The sequence below is a fragment of the Bacillus sp. AY3-1 genome (assembly GCF_008368785.1).
In the GTDB taxonomy this organism is placed as follows: domain Bacteria; phylum Bacillota; class Bacilli; order Bacillales; family Bacillaceae_G; genus Bacillus_A; species Bacillus_A wiedmannii.
The window spans coordinates 39,655-60,731 of the sequence record NZ_QORZ01000030.1 but is presented as its reverse complement, the minus strand read 5'-3'; the positions used below and the strand labels follow the sequence as shown (position 1 = coordinate 60,731).

The window sequence follows — 21,077 nt, the reverse complement described above, 5'->3', positions numbered from 1 at the left end:
AGATGTTTATATATGTTGTAAAGATGCGTTTGTATGTATATTTTGTAAAAACAGAAAAAGGGTGTTTACATTCAGTTTACATTTGTATTGTATTCTACTTTTAGAAAGAACAGTTTGGGTGAACACGAGGAGATGAACAAAAATGGAAGTTAGAAATGAGATGGAGAAAAAAGGGAGCTGGAGGCAGTTTTTACGCCTTATTCAAGATACAAATCCTCCAAAGGGGATTCTTGCTTTTGCGTTATTAATGAGTTTACTTTCTACTGGAGCAAGTTTATTTATACCGATGTTAACGAAGGGCTTAGTAGATAATTTTTCACTTTCGTCAATTAGTACAGGACAAATTGTTGGGCTAATTGCATTCTTTATTATGCAAACTATAGCCGCGGGATTGTCTATATATTTACTAAATTATATAGGACAGAAGATTGTAGCTGGACTGAGAGAACGTTTGTGGAAAAAGGTGCTTATTTTACCGGTAACTTATTATGATCAAAATAGAACAGGCGATACAATTAGCCGTATGACAAATGATACAGGAGTTGTGAAAACGTTAATTTCTGAGCATTTGTCAAATTTATTAACAGGCGGTATTTCAATTGTTGGATCATTAATTGTATTATTTGTTTTAGATTGGAAAATGACACTTTTACTTTTAACGGTTATTCCGTTATCAGTACTCATTTTAGTTCCACTTGGACGAAAAATGTATAAGATTTCAAAAGCACTTCAAGATGAAACAGCATCTTTTACTAGTGTATTAACACAAGTGTTATCAGAAATTCGTTTAGTGAAATCTTCGAACACAGAAAAAAAGGAATATGAAACTGGAAATAAAGGTATTGAAAAGCTATTACAATTTGGTTTGAAAGAGGGAAAAGTGCAAGCGTTAATTTCACCAGTTATGTCGTTTGTTTTAATGGCATTACTTGTTATTATCGTAGGATATGGTGGAATGCGAGTTTCTAGCGGTGCATTAACAACAGGAGAACTAGTAGCATTTATTTTATATTTAGTTCAAATTATAATGCCGATGAGTCAATTATCTATGTTCTTTACACAATTCCAAAAGGCAATTGGTGCAACGGAAAGAATTAATACAATTTTAGAATATGAAGTAGAAGATCATGAAACTGGTGTGAAAGTCACAAATGCTAAGCAGCCAATCGTTCTTGAAAATGTACATTTCGAGTATAACGAAGAAGAGCAAGTTTTAAAGAATATTGATTTCACAATTGAATCAGGAAAAGTAACAGCGATTGTAGGACCAAGTGGTAGCGGGAAAACGACGTTATTCTCATTATTAGAACGTTTTTATGAGCCAACTAGCGGTGTTATTAAATTAGGAAAAGACTCAATTAAGAATTATTCATTACAGTCATGGCGACGTCAAATCGGTTACGTATCACAAGATAGTCCGTTAATTGATGGAACGATTCGTGATAATATTTGCTACGGTGTTGAGGGTGAAGTGACAGATGAAGAAATTGAAAAAGTAGCAGCGATGGCATATGTTGATGCATTTATTCATGATTTGCCAAACGGATATGCAACAGAAGTTGGAGAGCGTGGTGTAAAGCTTTCTGGAGGACAAAGACAGCGAATTGCGATTGCTCGAGCGTTACTTCGAAACCCACAAATTCTTATGTTAGATGAAGCAACTTCCAGTCTAGATAGTAAATCCGAGTCTGTCGTTCAAAGGGCATTAAATAACTTAATGAAAGGTAGAACAACGTTAGTTATTGCACATAGACTTTCTACTGTTGTAGATGCAGATAAAATTATCTTTATAGAAAAAGGGAACCTTACAGGAAGTGGTACACATGATGAATTGTTACGCACACATGACATGTATCGTGAATTTGCAACACAACAATTGAAAATTAAAGAGGGGGCATTATAAAATGAATAATCAGTGGGGCTTATACTCCGCTGATTATTCATTTTTAAAAGTTTTATTTAGAAAGGAAATGGTTCCTTTGATACCTAAAATTTTAATAGTAGACGACGACCCGCATATTAGAGAACTTGTTTCTGTGTTTTTAGAGCGGGAAGGCTTTCAAACATATGAAGCAATTGATGGACTAGATGCACTTAAGAAAATAGATGAAGTAAAAGTTGATATGGTTATTCTTGATATCATGATGCCAAATATGGATGGATTTGATGTATGTTTTGAATTAAGGAAGTACTATGATATTCCGATTTTGATGCTAACTGCTAAAGGGGAAACATCTCAAAAAGTAAAAGGGTTTCACCTTGGCACGGATGATTATCTTGTAAAACCATTTGATCCGATAGAATTAGTAGTGAGAGTAAAGGCACTACTGAAACGTTACCAAATTACAGTGTCGCAATCGATTCAAGTTGGAAATGTACTGTTAAATCGTAAAACATTTGAAGTTACAGCCGGAGAACAAACGGCTACATTACCGCTAAAAGAATTCGAATTGCTCTTTAATTTAGGTTCTAAAGCAGGAAGAACTTGTTCGAGAGAGCAGTTAATTGAAGATGTATGGGGATATGATTTTGAAGGGAATGAACGTACACTAGACGTTCATATTAATCGATTACGTGAGAAGTTTCAAGAAGAGAAGTCGAAATTTAGTATTAAAACGATAAGAGGTTTAGGGTATCGCTTAGAGGTAAGTAAATGAGAAAAAGGGAACGAATGAGCAAGTTGAAGATATTGAAAGTAACGGGGGCGATAATAGCGCTCTTTTCTTTTCTCACTATAATTTGGTCTATCGCATTTTATGTAGCAACTAGTATATTGAAGGCTCTTGAAGTAAACGTATCACCGTTTGTTACTTTTTTAATTAGTGATATGGTCGGCTTTGTATTTATTGTTCTTATTTGGGTATTAATCGGAGTATTAATGAGACCAAAGCGAGAGGCAATGATTTGGACTATTATTGAACCGATACAAAAAATTGCAAAAGGGGACTTCTCCGTAAAAATACGTAATGAAGAAAAGTATGATGGAGAAATTGGTGTACTCGTAAAAAGTATAAATGATATGACAGACGAACTGAATGCGATGGAGAAAATGCGCCAGGAATTTGTATCGAATGTTTCTCATGAAATACAGTCACCATTAACATCTATAAAAGGTTTTGCTAGAGCACTACAAGATAACAATCTTTCCGAGGAAAAACGAAAGCATTATCTTACCATTATTGAAACGGAAACGACGAGATTATCTAAACTAAGTCAAAATTTACTGAAACTAACTCTTTTAGAGGCGGAAGAGTACACACCAGAAAGAGTGGCGTATCGATTAGATCAACAGTTAAAGCAAATTGCATTAAATAGTGAACCGCTATGGGCTGAAAAAGAAATTGAATTAGAACTGGATTTAGAAAAAGTAGATGTTATTGCTGACCAAGAAAGTATGAGTCAAGTGTGGATTAATTTAATTCATAATAGTATTAAATTTACGCCAAGTGGTGGCACAATTACAATCCAGTTAAAAGAATATGAGAAAGTAGTGGAAGTGCGTATTCGCGATTCGGGAATTGGTATATCCGAAGAACAGAAACAACATATTTTTGAACGTTTTTATAAAGCGGATTCTTCACGAAATCGTACTTATGGAGGAAGTGGCTTAGGTTTGGCCATCGTAAAAAAAGTACTCGACCTTCATCAAGGAGAAATAAAAGTCGAGAGTGAGGAAGGGAAGGGTACGGAATTTATTGTGTGTATTCCGAATTATGAAGAGAAATAGTGTTAGGAGGATATCTTCTAACACTATTTTTCTTTAAAAATACATTCCCCGTTACTGCAACTATATTGATAAGCTGTTCCTTGGTCATTCATACGGTATGAATAATCTGATTCTTTATCTTTCTTAAAGTCAACATATGCTTCTGCACCGTTTGTATCATCATCGATATCAATGAATTGAACATAGCGTATAGAATAATCTTTCTTTTCGCTTAAACCTCTTTCTTGCAAGTTAGTATGGATACCGTCTACTAACTCGTCAAACAATGACCAGTTTAAATTAAGATTTTTAAATGACTCAGTATGTCTTCCTAAAATGCCGTTGTCTTGTATTATTTTCTTATTATTATCGTATGTATAAGAGTATGTAAAATAAGGTTCGTCTTTATATACTACCTCTGCATAATAGCCGATATTATAAATGGGAGTATATTTTCCGGTTATGCTTTGTATTTCTTTTTGCTTATAGCCTTGTATAGTATAGAGATAGTCGCTAGTATCTTTTTCTATTACTTTATAATGTAGTGGATTACCAAATATAAAGTACATAGCCAAAAATATGATACATAGTCCAACTGCAGTTAGTGACAAGAACCATTTTTTCTTTTCATACACATACACTCTCCTATGCTGGATTTATTTTTATTTTACATGAATTATGGCAAAAACATGAGACTTATCAATAAAAACTTTCCATAGTTACCTATAAGTAACCTACGCACATGAAAGTGCATCATTGCCTTTTTACATAAACACAGATACAATTTTAATATAATACATAACTGAGATGATTAAGGAGTGTTATACTTGGCAGAATTATTACAAGGTAAAAATGCTTTAATTACAGGAGCAGGTAGAGGAATTGGTCGCGCTGTAGCAATCGCATTAGCGAAAGAGGGCGTAAATGTAGGTCTTTTAGCTCGTTCAGAAGAAAACTTAAAAGCTGTAGCGAAAGAAGTAGAAGCAGAAGGCGTAAAAGCTGTTATTACGACTGCTGATGTATCTTCATATGAAGAGGTAACGACTGCAATTGAAACGTTAAAAAATGGTTTAGGGTCTATCGATATTTTAATTAATAACGCTGGTATTTCTAAGTTCGGTAAGTTTTTAGAATTAGACGTTGCTGATTGGGAAAAAATCATTCAAGTAAACTTAATGGGTGTATACTATGCAACTCGTGCAGCTTTACCAAGTATGATTGAACAACAATCTGGTGATATTATTAACATTTCATCTACAGCAGGACAAAAAGGTGCACCTGTAACAAGTGCATACAGTGCTTCTAAATTTGGTGTTCTTGGCTTAACAGAATCGTTAGCGATGGAAGTTCGCAAACATAACATTCGTGTAACAGCTCTAACTCCAAGTACAGTAGCAACTGACATGGCTGTAGATTTAGGATTAACTGATGGAAATCCTGATAAAGTAATGCAAGCAGAAGATATTGCAGAGTTTATCGTAGCACAGCTGAAATTAAATAAACGTACATTTATTAAATCAGCAGGACTTTGGTCTACTAATCCGTAAGGGATAAATGTATAAACAAAAGAAGGGATATTTATTCTGTAATGGAGTGGATGTCCCTTCTTTATTTTTTGTATATAAGACAGAATCTTCGTTATAATCAAAAGTGAATAGTAGAAAAGCATTGAAAAATTGAAGGGATGGTATTTTCATGAGTATGATTGAGAAATGGACGGCTGTTGATCAATATGTGAGTGATGTATTAATACCGAAAGATTCTACATTAGAAGAAGTACTTCAAGCAAACGCTGCAGCTAATTTACCAGCACATGATGTATCGCCAACGCAAGGGAAGTTTTTGCAACTATTAGTACAAATTCAAGGAGCTCGAAACATTTTGGAAATTGGTACTCTAGGCGGATATAGCACGATATGGCTTGCAAGGGGATTGCCATCTGGAGGCAGAGTTGTTACATTGGAGGCAAGTGAAAAGCATTCTGAAATTGCACGTAGCAATATTGAGCGTGCCAATTTGAATGATAGAATTGAAGTGCGAACAGGATTAGCTTTAGATTCTTTACAGCAAATCGAAAATGAGAATTATGAACCATTTGATTTTATTTTTATAGACGCCGATAAACAAAATAATCCTACTTATTTTGAATGGGCACTGAAACTATCACGCCCTGGTACTATAATTATTGGTGATAACGTAGTACGTGAAGGAGAAGTTATTGACAATACGAGTAACGATCCTCGCGTACAAGGGATACGTCGCTTCTATGAATTAATAGCTGCAGAGCCACGTGTAAGTGCTACTGCGCTTCAAACTGTCGGAAGTAAAGGATACGATGGGTTTGTAATGGGAGTCGTAAAAGAATGACGAAAGGTGGTAAAAAAATGAAAAAGATGTTTCAAAAATTATAACATGTATCGTGTACAACGCAGCTACCTCGTGGACCTCCAACATACTTGGAAATATAAGTTTATATAAAAATTGGAGGTAAGGAATAGATGAGAACTGAAAAAGAAATGTTAGACTTAATTATAAATACAGCAAAAGAGGATGAAAGAATCCGAGCTGTCATCATGAATGGGTCACGTGTAAATCCAAATGTGAAAAGAGATTGTTTTCAAGACTATGATATTATGTATGTTGTAAATGATATACAATCTTTTACGTCTAATCATAATTGGATTCATAGATTTGGAGAAATAATGATTGTACAAATGCCAGAAGAAATGTCATTAATTCCAGCGGACGAAGACGGGAAATTTCCGTATTTAATGCAGTTTATGGATGGAAATCGAATTGATTTAACGCTCGTTCCATTTGATTTGATAAATAAGTTCGTTGGACAAGATAGTTTAAGTAAACTGCTTCTGGATAAAGATAATTGTATTGTTGAATTTCCACCAGCAAGCGATAAGAATTACTTAATAAAAAAGCCTACAGAAAAAGAGTTTTTAGATTGCTGTAATGAATTTTGGTGGTGTAGTACGAATGTGGCAAAAGGACTATGGAGAGAAGAACTTTCTTATGCGAAAGGGATGCTTGATGGTCCAGTACGAGATATGTTCATCGTAATGCTAGAATGGCATATTGGTATGAAAACAGACTTTACAGGTAATGTAGGAAAGTTTGGGAAGCATTTCGAGCAATATATTGAAAAAGATATGTGGGAGCAATTTAAAAGGACCTATTCGAATGCTGAATATGAAGACATTTGGGAGTCATTTTTTGTAATGGGAGATATGTTTAGGAAAGTTGCGAACGGATTTGCTAACGCTTATGGATATCAATACCCGCAAGGTGATGATGACAGAGTGACAAGCTATTTAAAACATGTGAAAGCTTTGACGAAAGATAGTACATCGATTTATTAATAATATAAAGCAATAAGACTGTCCTAATTATGGACAGTCTTATTTTTGTTCATGAATAATAATTTCTCTAACAAAGTGCAGATGAATCACATATGAAATTTTAGGGAGGTTTTTATCATGTATTATTTTTATTCGTCAGAAATGTTTGCCCCATATGAATGGGGACTAGAACGAGATGTTTCGTACGCCTATATGCCATATAACTCATTTTATTATGGAGACTATATGAGCTCATTGCTATACACATATATCCCTCAAAACTATACAGTACAAATGAAAGCATATGAGCGTGGATCGTGGACACCATTTTCGTGGGTCGAAAAATATGCGTACGCATTTTCAGGGCCGTACAATAAAGCGGAAGTAGCTCTTACATTTGATGATGGACCAGATTTAGAATTTACGCCGAAAATTTTAGATAAGTTAAAACAACATAATGTGAAGGCGACTTTCTTCTTGCTTGGTGAAAACGCAGAAAAGTATCCGAATGTAGTAAAACGTATTGCGAATGAAGGGCATGTAATTGGTAATCATACGTACAGCCATCCAAATTTAGCGAAAGTAAATGATGCTGAGTACCGTAATCAAATTATGAAAACGGAAGAAATATTAAATCGTTTAGCTGGTTATGCACCGAAATTTATTCGTCCGCCATACGGTGAAATAATTGAAAATCAATTGAAGTGGGCAACAGAGCAAAATTTTATGATTGTACAATGGAGTGTTGATACGGTTGATTGGAAAGGAGTAAGCGCTGATACGATTACAAATAATGTGTTAGGGAATTCATTTCCTGGCAGTGTTATACTTCAGCATTCGACTCCAGGTGGACATTTGCAAGGATCTGTAGAGGCGCTAGACAAAATTATTCCGCAGTTAAAAACGAAAGGGGCACGCTTTGTAACGCTGCCAAGTATGTTCCAAACATCGAAAGAGAGAAAATAAAATGGATTTTAAATCACTCGGATTGTGTCTGTTATCTACTGATTATTAGCCCACTCGTACGGGCGCCCGACTTCAAACTCACTCATTGCATTTGTAGAAATTTGAGGTGGGATTCTTATTGCTCGCAAATAGCAAAATAAAGAATAGGACTCCCAAGTACTTTAAAATGGGAGTCCTATTTTATTTATAAACTATTATTTTCTAGTAAGTCTTTTCCTTTTTCTATAACAAATTCATAGTATGCAAGATCATATGGATAAATATCTTCAAATGTTATCGTTATTGGTTTATTGTTTAAAACAGAAATAGCCGTAAAAGATGAAATCTCTCTTTTTAATAGTTGTAGAAAAGAAGTTGCATGTATTTTCATCACATCGTTTACTTCTTCACCTGGTGCAAATGGAAGTGTATTGATGACATTGTGAAAATACATATGACAAAATTCACGATCAGTAAGATTTGAAATTTCATAATCTATTTTAAAGATTCCTTTGTATGCTAAATCGGTAGTTTGAAAGAAAAGTCCTAGTTCTTCTTCAATTTCACGAAGACCGCCAATTTGTACATCTTCATCATGCATAATATGTCCAGCTGAAGTAATATCCCATATACCCGGCGCTTCTTTTTTATTTTTAGAGCGTAATTGAAAATATAAAAACATATCTTCATCATCTTTTTCTACAAACCAACAATGAAATGTTTCGTGCCAATCACCGTCGCGATGCACTTCATCACGTAATTTCTTCCCAAGTATATTTCTTTCAGTATCAAATATTGTTAACCACTCTGTCATTTGAATTCCCCTTTCTGCCAATTATATTATACAATATTTGTATTGAATTTTGAGAAAATAAAGAAAAGAGGTAGTTATAAGTGGGGAGAGAGAGTAAGGAAATAAAATCGATTATTTCAACAGAGGAAGAGTTACGAAAAATATTGGGGCGACCAAGTGAGCGAGCTTTGAAAAAAGTTATTTCATCATTAGACCATCATTGCATAGATTTTCTGTCTAAATCTCCTTTTCTAGTATTATCTACTGCAAATAAATTAGGAGAGTGTGATGCTTCGCCGAGAGGAGACGCACCTGGATTTGTATACGTATTAAATAATAATAAAATTATCATTCCAGAAAGACCAGGAAACCGTCGTATAGATTCCATTTTGAATATTATTTCAAATTCGCACGTAGGGTTACTCTTTTTGATTCCTGGTCTTGGGGAGACACTCCGAATAAACGGCCGAGCATTCATTACAAACGATGAAGAAATTTTGCAAGAAATGCAGGCAAATGGACGCAATCCGTTACTTGGAATTGTTGTTGAAATAGAGGAATGCTATATTCATTGCGCGAAAGCTTTTATTCGTTCAAAAATGTGGGATTCAGAGTCATGGCTAAATAAAAAAGAGTTACCTTCAGCAGCAAAAATGTTGCTGGAGCATGCGAAAGTGAATGGTTCAGAAGAAGATGTTGCACGTTCTTTAGAAGAAAGTTATACGAAAAGATTGTATTAAAAAAGCTTTATTAATATATTTTTTGAGGCGGATTTCTACTTGTTTTAGAATGGAGTATTTATATATAAACCGTTGATTTACAAACTGGGAAAATTGCAAAATAGGTAAATCAAGCGGTAGTTGTAAAATGTTATTGTGAAATATAATAAAAAGTAATCTTGATAATAGTTAGTAAAAATAGGCTTGCTTTTTAAAAACTTCATAACTATAATAAATTAACAAATAGACATGAACGAAAAAGTAACGATAAGGACATGAAATCATTTTTACGGTTTACAGAGAGGGAAGCCAAGGGTGTGAGCTTCCTAACACGAGAAATGATTTTACCACCTTTGAACTTCAATAGTGAACGAGTAATCTAGTAATTATTGACGGAATCAGCCGTTATCTGAACTTGAGCAATCTAGAAGGAAATAAGTCTGGATTGGAACAAGGGTGGAACCACGAAAACACATTCGTCCCTTTCCTAGGGATGAGTGTGTTTTTTTTACTTTGAAAGGAGGTGCAGTAAAATGAAACGATTTGTACGTACGGAAATAACCACCACCTGCATGATTAAAAAGCAGAGCAAGGTGATTGATAGAGATAAATAATAAAATTGTAGGAGGAGATTAGAAGATGAATAACGTTATTAATGTTGGGGTGTTAGGATTAGGTACGGTCGGAAGTGGTGTTGTCCATATTTTGAAAGAACATTATAAAAAAATTGCACTTGATACAGGGTATGAAGTGAAGGTAAAGACAGTCGTTGTACGTGACTTAGAAAAAGAACGTGATGTTTGCATTGATGGAATCGTAGTAACAAGTCATGTCGATGAAGTTCTAAATGATCCAAATATTGATATTGTAGTAGAGGTAATGGGCGGAATTGAAGAAGCAAAGCAACATATTGTTAAGGCTTTACGAAATAAAAAACATGTCGTAACAGCAAATAAAGATTTAATGGCTGTATACGGTGCGGAACTTCTCCACCTGGCGAACGAAAATGATTGTGATCTATGTTATGAAGCAAGTGTAGCGGGCGGTATTCCGGTGTTAAGGGGATTAACAGACGGATTAGCTTCAGATCAAATTGAAAAAATAATGGGAATTGTAAATGGCACAACAAATTATATGTTAACAAAGATGAGTCAAAAGGGATGGTCGTATGAAGAGGCTTTACAGGAAGCACAAAAATTAGGTTTCGCAGAATCGGATCCAACAGCGGATGTAGATGGGTTAGATGCGGCGAGAAAGGTAGCCATTCTTGCAAACTTAGGTTTTTCGATGAATGTTTCTTTAGATGATGTGCAAGTAAGAGGGATTCGAAAGGTCGAAAAAGAAGATTTACAAATGGCTGAAAAGTTAGGATTTACTATGAAATTAATTGGTAAAGCAGAGAAACAAGGGTCAGCCATTCATTTAAGTGTAGAACCGACACTTTTACCAAGCCATCATCCATTATCGAATGTAAATAATGAATTTAATGCAGTATATGTTCACGGTCAAGCGGTAGGAGAAGTAATGTTTTACGGCCCTGGAGCTGGGAAGTTACCGACTGGTTCTGCTGTAGTAAGTGATATTATTTCAATCGTTAAAAGTATGAATCAAGTTCCGAAAAATAAAAGTGCGTTAAAAGAACCAGAACCGTATGAATTACAAGGAGATGAAGAAGTCGTTTCGAAATATTTCTTACGTATTTCATTACGAGATGAACCTGGGATGTTACAAAAAATAACAGAATGTTTCGTTAATTATTCTGTAAGTTTAAAAGAAGTTATTCAATTACCTTTAAATCGTGAACTTGCAGAAGTCGTTGTTGTGACACATCAAACTTCAAAGTATCAATTTGAACGAGTACTAGGAGCGATAGAAAATGTCGCAAGTGAAATAAACAGTTATTACATTATTGAGGAGGAAAAACAATATGTATAAAGGATTATTAAAACAGTATGCTTCTTATTTACCGGTGAATGAAAATACACCTGATGTGAGCTTAATGGAAGGAAATACACCGCTTATTCCGTTATTAAATATATCAAAACAATTAGGAATTCAGTTATACGGTAAGTATGAAGGAGCGAATCCGACAGGTTCTTTTAAAGATCGTGGTATGGTAATGGCTGTTGCGAAGGCGAAAGAAGAAGGTTCGGAGGCAATTATTTGTGCATCAACAGGTAATACTTCGGCATCGGCCGCAGCATACGCGGCACGCCTTGGAATGAAATGTATAATCGTAATCCCTGAAGGAAAGATTGCACATGGAAAATTAGCGCAAGCAGTCGCTTATGGAGCTGAAATCATTTCAATAGAAGGAAATTTTGATGATGCACTTAAGGCTGTAAGAAATATTGCTGCGGAAGAGCCGATTACATTAGTAAATTCAGTGAATCCTTATCGAATTGAAGGGCAAAAGACAGCAGCATTTGAAATTTGTGACCAGTTGCAAAGTGCACCAGATGTTTTAGCGATTCCTGTTGGGAATGCCGGAAATATTACAGCGTACTGGAAAGGTTTCTGTGAATATGAGAAAGAAAAAGGCTATAAGAAGCCAAGAATTCACGGATTTGAAGCAGAAGGAGCAGCAGCAATTGTAAAAGGACATGTCATTGAAGAACCTGAAACAATTGCAACAGCGATTCGTATTGGTAACCCCGCAAGTTGGTCATATGCAGTAGAGGCTGCTGAACAGTCTCACGGTGAAATAGATATGGTATCAGATGAAGAAATTTTACATGCGTATAGATTATTAGCAAAAACGGAAGGGGTTTTCGCTGAGCCGGGATCAAATGCTTCATTAGCAGGTGTAATTAAACATGTTCAATCTGGAAAAATTAAAAAAGGAGAGACAGTTGTTGCAGTTTTAACTGGAAACGGCTTGAAAGATCCTGATATCGCAATTTCTTCTAATACATTAGACATTGCAAGTGTTTCAAATAATATAGAACAAATTAAAGAACATATTAAAGGGGTGATTATGTCGTGATACCATTAAGTATTCGTGTTCCTGCTAGTACAGCGAATGTTGGACCTGGATTTGATTCAGTAGGAATAGCTTTGTCATTATATTTAGATGTGGTGGTAAAAGAAAAAGCTGATAAATGGCAAGTAATTCATTCCTTTGAAGAGTCAATTCCGACAGACGATAAAAATTTAATCGTTAGCACGGCATGTAAAGTGAGTCCTTCTTTATTACCCCATATAATAGAAGTTACTAGTAATATCCCGCTTACAAGAGGACTAGGAAGTAGTGCATCAGCCATTGTAGCAGGGATAGAGCTTGCGAATCAACTTGGCCATTTGAACTTAACAACTGATCAAAAAGTTCAAATTGCTACAAATTTTGAAGGACATCCAGATAATGTTGCTGCTTCTATATTAGGAGGAACTGTAATCGGAGCACTTGATGGAAAGAATGTTTCGGTTGTAAGAATTGAAAGTAAGGAATTAGGTGTAATTTCTCTTATTCCAAATGAAGAGTTAAATACAGAGGAAAGCCGATCTGTATTACCAGATGTGTTTCCATTTCATGAAGCAGTTAAGGCTAGTGCAATCAGCAACGTATTAGTAGCTGCGTTTTGTCAAAAGAAGTGGGAAGTTGTAGGTGAAATGATGGAAAGAGATCATTTTCACGAGCCGTATCGTTTAGAACTCGTACCGCTATTACCATCAATTCGTAAATGTGCAAAAGAGTTTGGCGCATACGGCACAGCGCTTAGTGGTGCAGGTCCATCCATTTTTATATTGACGCCATATGATAAACGTCAAGAAATCGCTGAGCAATTAGCGAGAGTATTTACGTCTATGAAAGTGTGTGAGCTAGAAATCGATCATAGAGGAATTACTGTAAATAAAGAAGAACATATAGAACTATAAAAAAGCTAGCATTGCTAGCTTTTTTTGTTGTAAATATCTTTTCAGTTGGCATATAAAAGAAAAGTAATAATGTATAATTTAGTAAAGCGTGTATTCATTTGGAGGTGATCGTATGAAAAAAGAGTCACCAGAAGAAAACAGGGAACGTATAAGGCAAAGTGAATTGAAAAATAATCCTACCGGTTCTTTACATGATGGATTCAACAGAGCTGAATCAGGTAGTCCAGTGGATATGACGGGTGGTATGAATTGGAAAGGTACAGCGCTAGTAATTTTAGTGCTAGTTTTAGGGTATATTATATACACTTATTTTTTTAGTTAAAAAATAAGTGTTAAAGCTTCGAATTATTTGCTTTTATATTTAGTGGGGATGAAAAAACACGGTTATTGTACTACATATACTTTAAGCAGATTATAGTTGTTCATACACACTTATTTATAATACTCAAAATAGAGCTAGCGTTATGCTAGTTCTATTTTTTTTGCCACATTCCTGTAACAAAGCCCCTGTATATTCAGTGGTGGAGGTGCAGAAGATGAAAAAAATGATAGCAATATGTCTTCTTACAACGATGTCACTTTCGACTTTAGTCGGGTGTGATGTAAAAGGTAACAAGGCTGTACAAGAGTCTAAAGTAAAGAAAGCGACGTATAAAGAGTTTACTTACGATGTAAATCCAGAGACTTTCACGTTAACTGTAGAACATGATGGTGTAAAGGAACAGGCGTCACAGCCGTTACCGAAAATGAAGGTGTCGAATGTAAAAAAAGACAAGGATCGCACATCTTGGGAATATCCAGATCAAAAAGTAAAAGTGAATCTAGAAAAGAAAAAAGATCACTTAAATATTGAAGTCGAATCGACTGGTGCAGAAAGCTTTACGTGGCCGAAAGTACAAGCTGAAAATTATACACTTCCGTTATGGGAAGGAAAACAAATTCCGAGTAATGATGAAAATTGGAAGAAGTTTTTAAAGGATGATGCATATTCATTTGCTGAATCATTTTCTATGAAGTTTTTTGCGTTAAATGGTTCGAAATATTCAATTGTATTTATTGCGAACAATATGTTTAATAATGAATTGAAATTTCATTCGGATCCGAAAATAGGATTTGATTTTATACATGAATTCCCGAGTATAAATAAAAATAAAGCATATGGATTTCAATTATATGTGACAAATAATGATGCAGTCAGTATTGCTAAACTGTATAAGGATAATATTGCTCGAAAAGGTGAATTTAAAACATTACAAGAAAAGGCTAGAAAAAATAAAGAGATTGAAAAACTTTATGGTGCTGCTCATTTTTATTTTTGGAATCAAAATGGTTTGTCTGACAGTAACGTAAATTGGCCTAAAATAAGAGAGCAATTAAATAGTCCTGTATTTAGTCATATAAAAGGGCTTATTCAAAAGAATAGTTCGGAGCCTGGAGAACTGAGTGTGTTTGAGCAAGTAAGTAAACAAGATTTCATTGATAAGTACCAAAAAAATGTTATTTTGCGTTATGTAAATGAAGTATTATCAATGAAGGAATTGTATAAAGATGATATTTTTCAAAAGGTTGATCAGAACGCTAGTGAGTTATTAAACAAAGGGGTAGATCACTTATCGAAGATGGAGTTATATAACTTAAATAAGCATGTATTAAAGTCGGCGCTCGGTGATGCGATTGAAGAAGTAAGTGAATGGGGTAACGCAGATGGAACGGATATTATAAAGGAAATGAAAGAATCAGGAATAGACAAAGCGTGGATTGGGTTACCGAACTGGGAACAAGGGTATATGCAGCCTGATTTCGTGACAGAAGCTAAGAAAATAGGATATTTAGTTGGTCCGTATGATTCTTATCATTCTATTCACGAAAAAGCTGATAAAAATTGGAATACAGCTTCTTTTCAGGATCCATCGTTATATGAAGAGGCAACTGTGACGAAGAAAAATGGAGAAAAAGTGCAAGGATTTTTAGGTAGAGGGCGAAAGTTAAATCCAACTTTATCTCTTCCTAGTGTAAAAGAGCGAATGAACGATATATTAAAAAATGGACCTAAATATAATTCATGGTTTATTGATTGTGATGCAACAGGTGAAATTTATGATGACTATTCAGCCAAACATATAACGACACAAGAACAAGATTTAAAAGCAAGATTGCAACGAATGGATTATATTGCGCAAGAAAAAGGTATGGTAGTTGGCTCAGAAGGCGGAAATGACTTTGCAAGTAGCACGATTGCATTTGCTCACGGTATTGAAACACCGGTTATTAAATGGGACGATGAAGATATGAGGAAAAATAAAACAAGTCCGTATTATGTGGGCGGATATTGGTCACCGAATCAAAATGTTCCAGAAAAATATGCAAAACAAGTACCGTTAAAAGAAGAATATAAACAAGTGTATTTAAACCCTGTATATTCAGTACCATTATATAAATTAGTATACAATGATTCTGTAATTACAACGCACCACTGGGAATGGGGAAGTTTGAAAGTAAAAGATGAGGTAGGGAACCGTATGCTATACGAATTATTGTATAATGTTCCTCCGTTGTACCATTTAGATGAAGTAGAGTGGAATAAGCATAAACAAGAAATTACGCAGCACCTGAAAGTTTGGAATGACGTTCATGAACAGGCAGTAAAAGAAGAAATGACGAACTTTGCATATTTGTCAGAAGATAAATTAGTTCAATCTGCTTCATATGGAAAAGATATTAAAATTATTGTGAATTTCTCAAATGAAGAGATAGAAATAGATAAGGTGAAACTAAAAGCAAAATCCGCTTTCATTTATAATCATGGGAAGAAAACAACGTATACACCGCTTGAGGGATAATATGAAATGTATTGTTGCATTACTAATTTTTCTCTTTATTCTTGTTGATTTTTCAGGTGAAAATTGAAGAATTCGAAACGAATAAATTTATAAATCTGTAATTTCGGATGTTGAGAAGTGCTAAATATTTGAAGTTGGAAAATAGTGACTTGCCAAAAATAAGCACGAGAGTATAATGTGAAATGGAATACATTTTGGATTCATCATGTAACCTTACAAAAATGTAAGGTGTTTGAAAGGAAATTCAATATGAAGAATACTAGACATACATTATACTAGGGAAAGAGAAAGAGAGGCGAATGAAGATGAGCTCTGAATTAGAACAAAATACGAGAAGCAATAAAAAACGTTCTAAAAGAAGGTCAATAAAATGGTTCATTTTAATTCCATTTTTCCTACTTATTTTTGGAGGAGTAGGATATGGATCATTAATATATAATAAAGCAAAAGCTGTTGTAAGTGATGCGTATGCACAAATTGATAAATCATCAAAACGTGATAAAGAAGTTGAGCCTTTAAAGGATAACATCTCTATTTTAATTATGGGTGTAGATGGTAGTGAAATGCGAAAAAGTCAATATGGTGAAGCTGTTCGCACAGATGCACTTTTATTAGCAACAATTAATAAAGATGATAAATCAGTTAAATTAGTAAGTATTCCGCGTGATTCACGTGTATATATTCCATCTAGAAAGAAATTAGATAAAATTACACACGCACACGTATTTGGTGGTGTTGAAAGTACACGAGATACAGTGGAAAGATTTTTAAATGTTCCTGTTGATTATTATGTGAAGTTTAACTTTGAATCATTCGTACAAATTGTCGATTCACTTGGTGGTATTGATATTGATGTACCTGTTACTTTCACAGAGCAAGATAGTAAAGACCAAGCGGGTATGATTCATTTAGAAAAAGGCTTCCAACATTTAAATGGAGAACAAGCACTTGCACTTGCAAGAACGCGTAAAATTGATAGTGACGCAATGCGTGGACAAAGACAACAACTTGTAATAGAAGCAATTGCAAAAAAAGCGATGTCTGTGCAATCAATTAGCAAAATGGGCTCTTTACTTGATGCGGTTGATAAAAATATGAAAACGAACTTAACTTTCGATGATATGCTTGCGATTACAAAAAATATGGCAGGATCTAATTTAGAAATGGAAAAAATGCAAATAGAAGGTACGGATAAACGTATCGGAGGTATTTATTATTACATTCCAAATGAAAAAAATGTGAAAGATATTTCGAAAAAATTAAATGATCATCTAGGTGTAACACCGAAACCAGTTCGAAACGAATAATAAAAAAAGATTGGCTTTCGCCAATCTTTTTTTATCGGAATGGATTTGTAACTTTTCTGTAACGATTTTTTATTTTAGAAAAACTATACTCATATGTATGAGAATATTGGAGAAGCAAAAAGTAAAGAAAAATAATAAAAATCTGTAATAAGGAAAGATATCATATGCAGAAATGGATAGGCATTATGGGAATCATTTTTATGTTGACTGGATGTAAAATGTCTGAAGCTCCAACAAGTTTAATGGGTGCTCCTGCCAATGAGAAATGGATTAATGAACTAAAAGAGCAAATAGATAAAGATTTGCCTGTTAATTATCGATTGCTTACTCCAATGTCTAATAAAGATAAACAGATGATTTGGTCAATGGATTTTAAACAAGATAATAAGAAAGAAGCCATCTTATTTTATAAATTACCGAATGAAGATCATAGCGTATATTTAGCTGTCTATGAAGAAGTTGGGAATGTCTGGAAATTGAAGTCCACGCACAGATTTGATGGTGGAGATGTAGATATCGTTGAAGTCGGTGATTTTACAGGGAACGGGAAGCGAGAGTTATTAATCGGAATTTCTGTAAGTCGTGAATCGTTAGAACATGTTATGTATGTTTTTTCGGAAGAAAATGAAGATATGAAGGAAATATATAATCGAAGTTATACGAAGTTATTCATAGAGGATTTAAATAAAAATGGACTGAAAGATATAAGCCTTGTTACGTATGAAAAAGATGAGAAGTTGACAGTTGAGTTCATGGAACAATTTAAAACTTTATCTGAGGCATCATTCGATCCATTTATAAATAGTATTCAAAGAATACAAATGGGCCGTGTTTCTAAATCACTAAAGGCGGTTGTAATTGATGCAGGAGTTGGCGCTCATTCAGGGATAACGTATGTAGCAAAATTTGATAAGGGTCATTATGAGGTATTACCTATAGATGGGAAAGAAGATTTGTTCAATGAATATGTTGTAGAAAGTAAAGATGTTAATGAAGACGGCATTATTGAATTTGTTCGTACAGTGCGTCCACAAGGTTGGGAAGATAAATCACATGGTGATAGTCCGCTTTTCGAACGTTACATACAGTGGAGTGAATCTGGAATTAAACCAATTGAAGAAAGATATATCGATATAGAAAAAGGATATTATGTGAAAATTCCTGAAGAGTTAATTGGAAAAATTACGATACCAGATGAGCAAAAGGAATCAAATTCTCAAAAGTTTTTGGAGACAAGTACAAAAGAATTATGGCTTGAAGTCCATATATTTAAGCGGAAAGAATGGTTCAAAATAAAAGGATATGAAGCAGCAGTTAAAACAGCTTCTCACGTATATGCTGTACCGAAACAACCACATTTTGAAAAAGTGAAAGCATATGTAAAACCGCTAGCCGATTATCAACAAGAGTAGGGAGGTGGAAATTATGCCAACAATTTTAGTTTTAGAAGATGAAATGCCTATTCGTAGTTTTATCGTCTTGAATTTGAAACGTGCTGGATTTTATGTGTTAGAAGCTAGTACGGGAGAAGAGGCGTTACAGATTTTATGTGAACATACTGTTGATGTAGCATTACTTGATGTAATGTTACCAGGAATTGATGGTTTTCAAGTTTGTAAATCCATCCGGGAAGAAAATAAAAAAATAGGTATTATTATGTTAACCGCACGCGTACAAAATGAAGATAAAGTACAAGGATTAGGAATTGGTGCAGATGATTATATCGCAAAGCCGTTTAGTCCAGTGGAATTAACTGCACGTATACAATCGTTACTAAGGAGAATAGAAGTACATGATGAAAAAGCGAATATCATCATATCTGGCCCATTTTCGTTAAATGTAATAGAGGAAAGACTATATAAAAGTGGACAATTAGTCGATTTAACCCCTACAGAGTATATGATATTACAGTATTTGATGAATCAGGCTTCAAAGCCGGTTTCACGTGATGAAATTTTAAATATGATTTGGGGAACGAATTATGTAGGTGAGACGAAAGTAGTAGATGTAAATATGAGGCGGTTACGCCAAAAAATAGAATGTAATCCATCAGAACCTGAATTTATTCTTACTGTGTGGGGAAAAGGATATGTGTGGAAGGAAAGTATAAGATGAAAAGAAAAGTGACTTTATATTTTATGACGGTCATTATACTTATGCTTGTATTATTTGAAGTCGTATTTTCAGTCTCAATTTATCGATATTATTATAATGGTATTGTGCAATATGTAGAATCTCATGCGAAGACAAGTACGCGATTTTTCTCTGAATACAATTCACTATACTTTATTCGATTGCAAGAATACAGCGGGGATATAATTGAGAGCTTTCAGTTAGAAGGAACCGAATTACAATTAATTGATCGGCATGGTACGATTATACAATCGTCAAGTGGACAAAAGGTAGAAGGTAAAGTAGTTATTCCATATTCGTTACTAGAAGGAGAGATGTATCATCAAGTGACTGCTACGAAAGACAATGTGAAACAATTGGAAGTGATTAGTCCACTTATTCATCAAGGACAAACGATCGGTGCTTTGAAATATACAACTGTTTTAACGAATGTAAATGCAAAGATTATTGAAATTATTATGTTTACTATTTCAGTTGGAATTGTCATTTCTGGTATCGTATTCTTAATCAGTAGACGATTAGCGAATTCGTTTGTTAAACCTATCGAATCTATTATTCATGCTTCTTCACAAATTGCAGAAGGTACATTAAAGAAGAAAATTAAAGAGGATTATCCAGGTGAATTAGGTGAGTTGGCACATAGTTTAAATCATATGTCTAATAAAATAGAAAAAGCGGAACAGATGAAAAATGAATTCATTGCTTCTATTTCTCATGAAATACGAACGCCTTTAACTGGAATTAAAGGTTGGAGTGAGACGTTAAAAACGGTAGATTATTTAACAGAAGAAGAGATAAAGCAAGGTATGGGAATTATATCAGGTGAGACAGACCGATTGATTCATTTAGTAGAAGAATTGCTAGATTTTTCAAGATTACAATCAAATCATTTCAATTTATATAAACAAAAGGTGCAAATATACGATATACTAGAGGAGACGATTTGGCAATTAACTCCTAACGCTGAAGAGAAACAAATTCAATTTATTAATACGATAGAAAGAATTGAATTGATGGGAGATCGAAATAGGCTAAAGCAAATTTTCTTGAATATTGTTCAAAATGCTATTAAATATTCACATGATAAAGGTACAATACACATTGAAGCGACTAACAATGAAGGACAAGCAGTAATCAAGGTGAAAGACGAAGGGATTGGAATTGCTAAAGAGCATTTACCATATATAGAACAGTCATTTTACCAGATTAATAACCATGCTACAGGTGCTGGTCTCGGTTTAGCTATCGTTAAAAAAATGGTGGAGCTTCATGGAGGTACACTTAGTATTATAAGTAAAGAAGGAATAGGAACAACCATTTTAATAAAACTCCCATTATAATACATAAAAAGTCTGTTTATATAGTGTAATAAAATAAATAGATGTATAATTATATTGGGTGATTTATA

The 21,077-nt window shown here is 34.3% G+C and carries 19 protein-coding genes and 1 other annotated feature; of the genes, 17 read left to right on the top strand and 2 right to left on the bottom strand.

Annotation, left to right across the window (positions count from 1 at the left end; all coding sequences use genetic code 11):
• Positions 1-142: 142 nt before the first annotated feature.
• The 3 genes from DN389_RS25670 (at position 143) to hitS (ending at position 3,727) form a co-directional block, all read left to right on the top strand.
• Positions 143-1,903, top strand: coding sequence for an ABC transporter ATP-binding protein (locus tag DN389_RS25670; RefSeq protein ID WP_088082592.1), 1,761 nt, complete (start codon positions 143-145; stop codon positions 1,901-1,903).
• A gap of 76 nt (positions 1,904-1,979) precedes the next feature.
• A complete protein-coding gene (hitR, locus tag DN389_RS25665) occupies positions 1,980-2,657 on the top strand; it encodes a response regulator transcription factor (protein ID WP_218924543.1) in 678 nt (225 codons plus the stop codon).
• Complete coding sequence (hitS, locus tag DN389_RS25660; RefSeq protein WP_098802517.1) at positions 2,654-3,727, top strand: envelope stress sensor histidine kinase HitS; 1,074 nt, start codon at positions 2,654-2,656, stop codon at positions 3,725-3,727. Before hitR ends, hitS begins: the two co-directional genes overlap by 4 nt.
• 23 nt (positions 3,728-3,750) lie before the next feature.
• Here the strand turns inward: hitS and DN389_RS25655 are convergent, their stop codons facing one another.
• The gene (locus DN389_RS25655) at positions 3,751-4,341 is read right to left on the bottom strand and encodes a DUF3139 domain-containing protein (RefSeq protein WP_098190229.1); all 591 of its coding nucleotides are present in this window, start codon (positions 4,339-4,341) and stop codon (positions 3,751-3,753) included.
• 192 nt (positions 4,342-4,533) lie between these two features.
• On the opposite strand from DN389_RS25655, the gene DN389_RS25650 reads away from it, so the two are divergent.
• The 4 genes from DN389_RS25650 (at position 4,534) to DN389_RS25635 (ending at position 8,022) form a co-directional block, all read left to right on the top strand.
• A complete protein-coding gene (locus DN389_RS25650) occupies positions 4,534-5,253 on the top strand; it encodes a 3-ketoacyl-ACP reductase (RefSeq protein WP_142343625.1) in 720 nt (239 codons plus the stop codon).
• Between the two features lie 148 nt (positions 5,254-5,401).
• Positions 5,402-6,073, top strand: coding sequence for an O-methyltransferase (locus DN389_RS25645; protein WP_088121903.1), 672 nt, complete (start codon positions 5,402-5,404; stop codon positions 6,071-6,073).
• A 131-nt stretch (positions 6,074-6,204) separates the two neighbouring features.
• Positions 6,205-7,077 carry an aminoglycoside 6-adenylyltransferase gene (locus DN389_RS25640; RefSeq protein WP_149237737.1) on the top strand — a complete coding sequence of 291 codons (873 nt, stop codon included), beginning with the start codon at positions 6,205-6,207 and terminating at the stop codon, positions 7,075-7,077.
• 117 nt (positions 7,078-7,194) lie between these two features.
• On the top strand, positions 7,195-8,022 hold the full coding sequence (locus DN389_RS25635; protein WP_149237736.1) for a peptidoglycan-N-acetylglucosamine deacetylase: 828 nt from the start codon (positions 7,195-7,197) through the stop codon (positions 8,020-8,022).
• A 184-nt stretch (positions 8,023-8,206) separates the two neighbouring features.
• Here DN389_RS25635 and DN389_RS25630 read toward each other — a convergent pair whose 3' ends face one another.
• Positions 8,207-8,815, bottom strand: coding sequence for an NUDIX hydrolase (locus DN389_RS25630; protein WP_060490046.1), 609 nt, complete (start codon positions 8,813-8,815; stop codon positions 8,207-8,209).
• Between the two features lie 80 nt (positions 8,816-8,895).
• On the opposite strand from DN389_RS25630, the gene DN389_RS25625 reads away from it, so the two are divergent.
• The 10 genes from DN389_RS25625 to DN389_RS25575 all read left to right on the top strand — a co-directional run bounded on the left by DN389_RS25625 (position 8,896) and on the right by DN389_RS25575 (position 21,009).
• A complete protein-coding gene (locus DN389_RS25625) occupies positions 8,896-9,534 on the top strand; it encodes a pyridoxamine 5'-phosphate oxidase family protein (RefSeq protein ID WP_046959169.1) in 639 nt (212 codons plus the stop codon).
• Positions 9,535-9,768: 234 nt separating this feature from the next.
• Positions 9,769-10,000 (top strand) — a binding site (T-box leader).
• Positions 10,001-10,152: 152 nt separating this feature from the next.
• Complete coding sequence (locus DN389_RS25620) at positions 10,153-11,448, top strand: homoserine dehydrogenase (RefSeq protein ID WP_001066909.1); 1,296 nt, start codon at positions 10,153-10,155, stop codon at positions 11,446-11,448.
• Positions 11,441-12,499: a threonine synthase gene (gene thrC, locus DN389_RS25615; protein WP_000276442.1), complete on the top strand. Its 1,059-nt coding sequence runs from the start codon at positions 11,441-11,443 to the stop codon at positions 12,497-12,499. The genes DN389_RS25620 and thrC overlap by 8 nt, the downstream gene beginning before the upstream one ends.
• On the top strand, positions 12,496-13,389 hold the full coding sequence (thrB, locus tag DN389_RS25610) for a homoserine kinase (RefSeq protein ID WP_088121906.1): 894 nt from the start codon (positions 12,496-12,498) through the stop codon (positions 13,387-13,389). The genes thrC and thrB overlap by 4 nt, the downstream gene beginning before the upstream one ends.
• A 112-nt stretch (positions 13,390-13,501) precedes the next feature.
• Positions 13,502-13,711, top strand: coding sequence for a DUF6366 family protein (locus tag DN389_RS25605; protein ID WP_046959171.1), 210 nt, complete (start codon positions 13,502-13,504; stop codon positions 13,709-13,711).
• 214 nt (positions 13,712-13,925) lie between these two features.
• On the top strand, positions 13,926-16,229 hold the full coding sequence (locus DN389_RS25600) for a glycoside hydrolase (protein WP_098190226.1): 2,304 nt from the start codon (positions 13,926-13,928) through the stop codon (positions 16,227-16,229).
• Positions 16,230-16,534: 305 nt separating this feature from the next.
• Entirely contained in the window at positions 16,535-17,536 is a 1,002-nt protein-coding gene (locus tag DN389_RS25595; protein WP_046959173.1) for an LCP family protein, read from the top strand.
• A 164-nt stretch (positions 17,537-17,700) separates the two neighbouring features.
• On the top strand, positions 17,701-18,948 hold the full coding sequence (locus DN389_RS25585; RefSeq protein WP_088121908.1) for a hypothetical protein: 1,248 nt from the start codon (positions 17,701-17,703) through the stop codon (positions 18,946-18,948).
• A gap of 13 nt (positions 18,949-18,961) precedes the next feature.
• Positions 18,962-19,651 carry a response regulator transcription factor gene (locus DN389_RS25580; protein ID WP_060490050.1) on the top strand — a complete coding sequence of 230 codons (690 nt, stop codon included), beginning with the start codon at positions 18,962-18,964 and terminating at the stop codon, positions 19,649-19,651.
• Positions 19,648-21,009 carry a sensor histidine kinase gene (locus tag DN389_RS25575; protein ID WP_149237735.1) on the top strand — a complete coding sequence of 454 codons (1,362 nt, stop codon included), beginning with the start codon at positions 19,648-19,650 and terminating at the stop codon, positions 21,007-21,009. Before DN389_RS25580 ends, DN389_RS25575 begins: the two co-directional genes overlap by 4 nt.
• Positions 21,010-21,077: the final 68 nt, after the last annotated feature.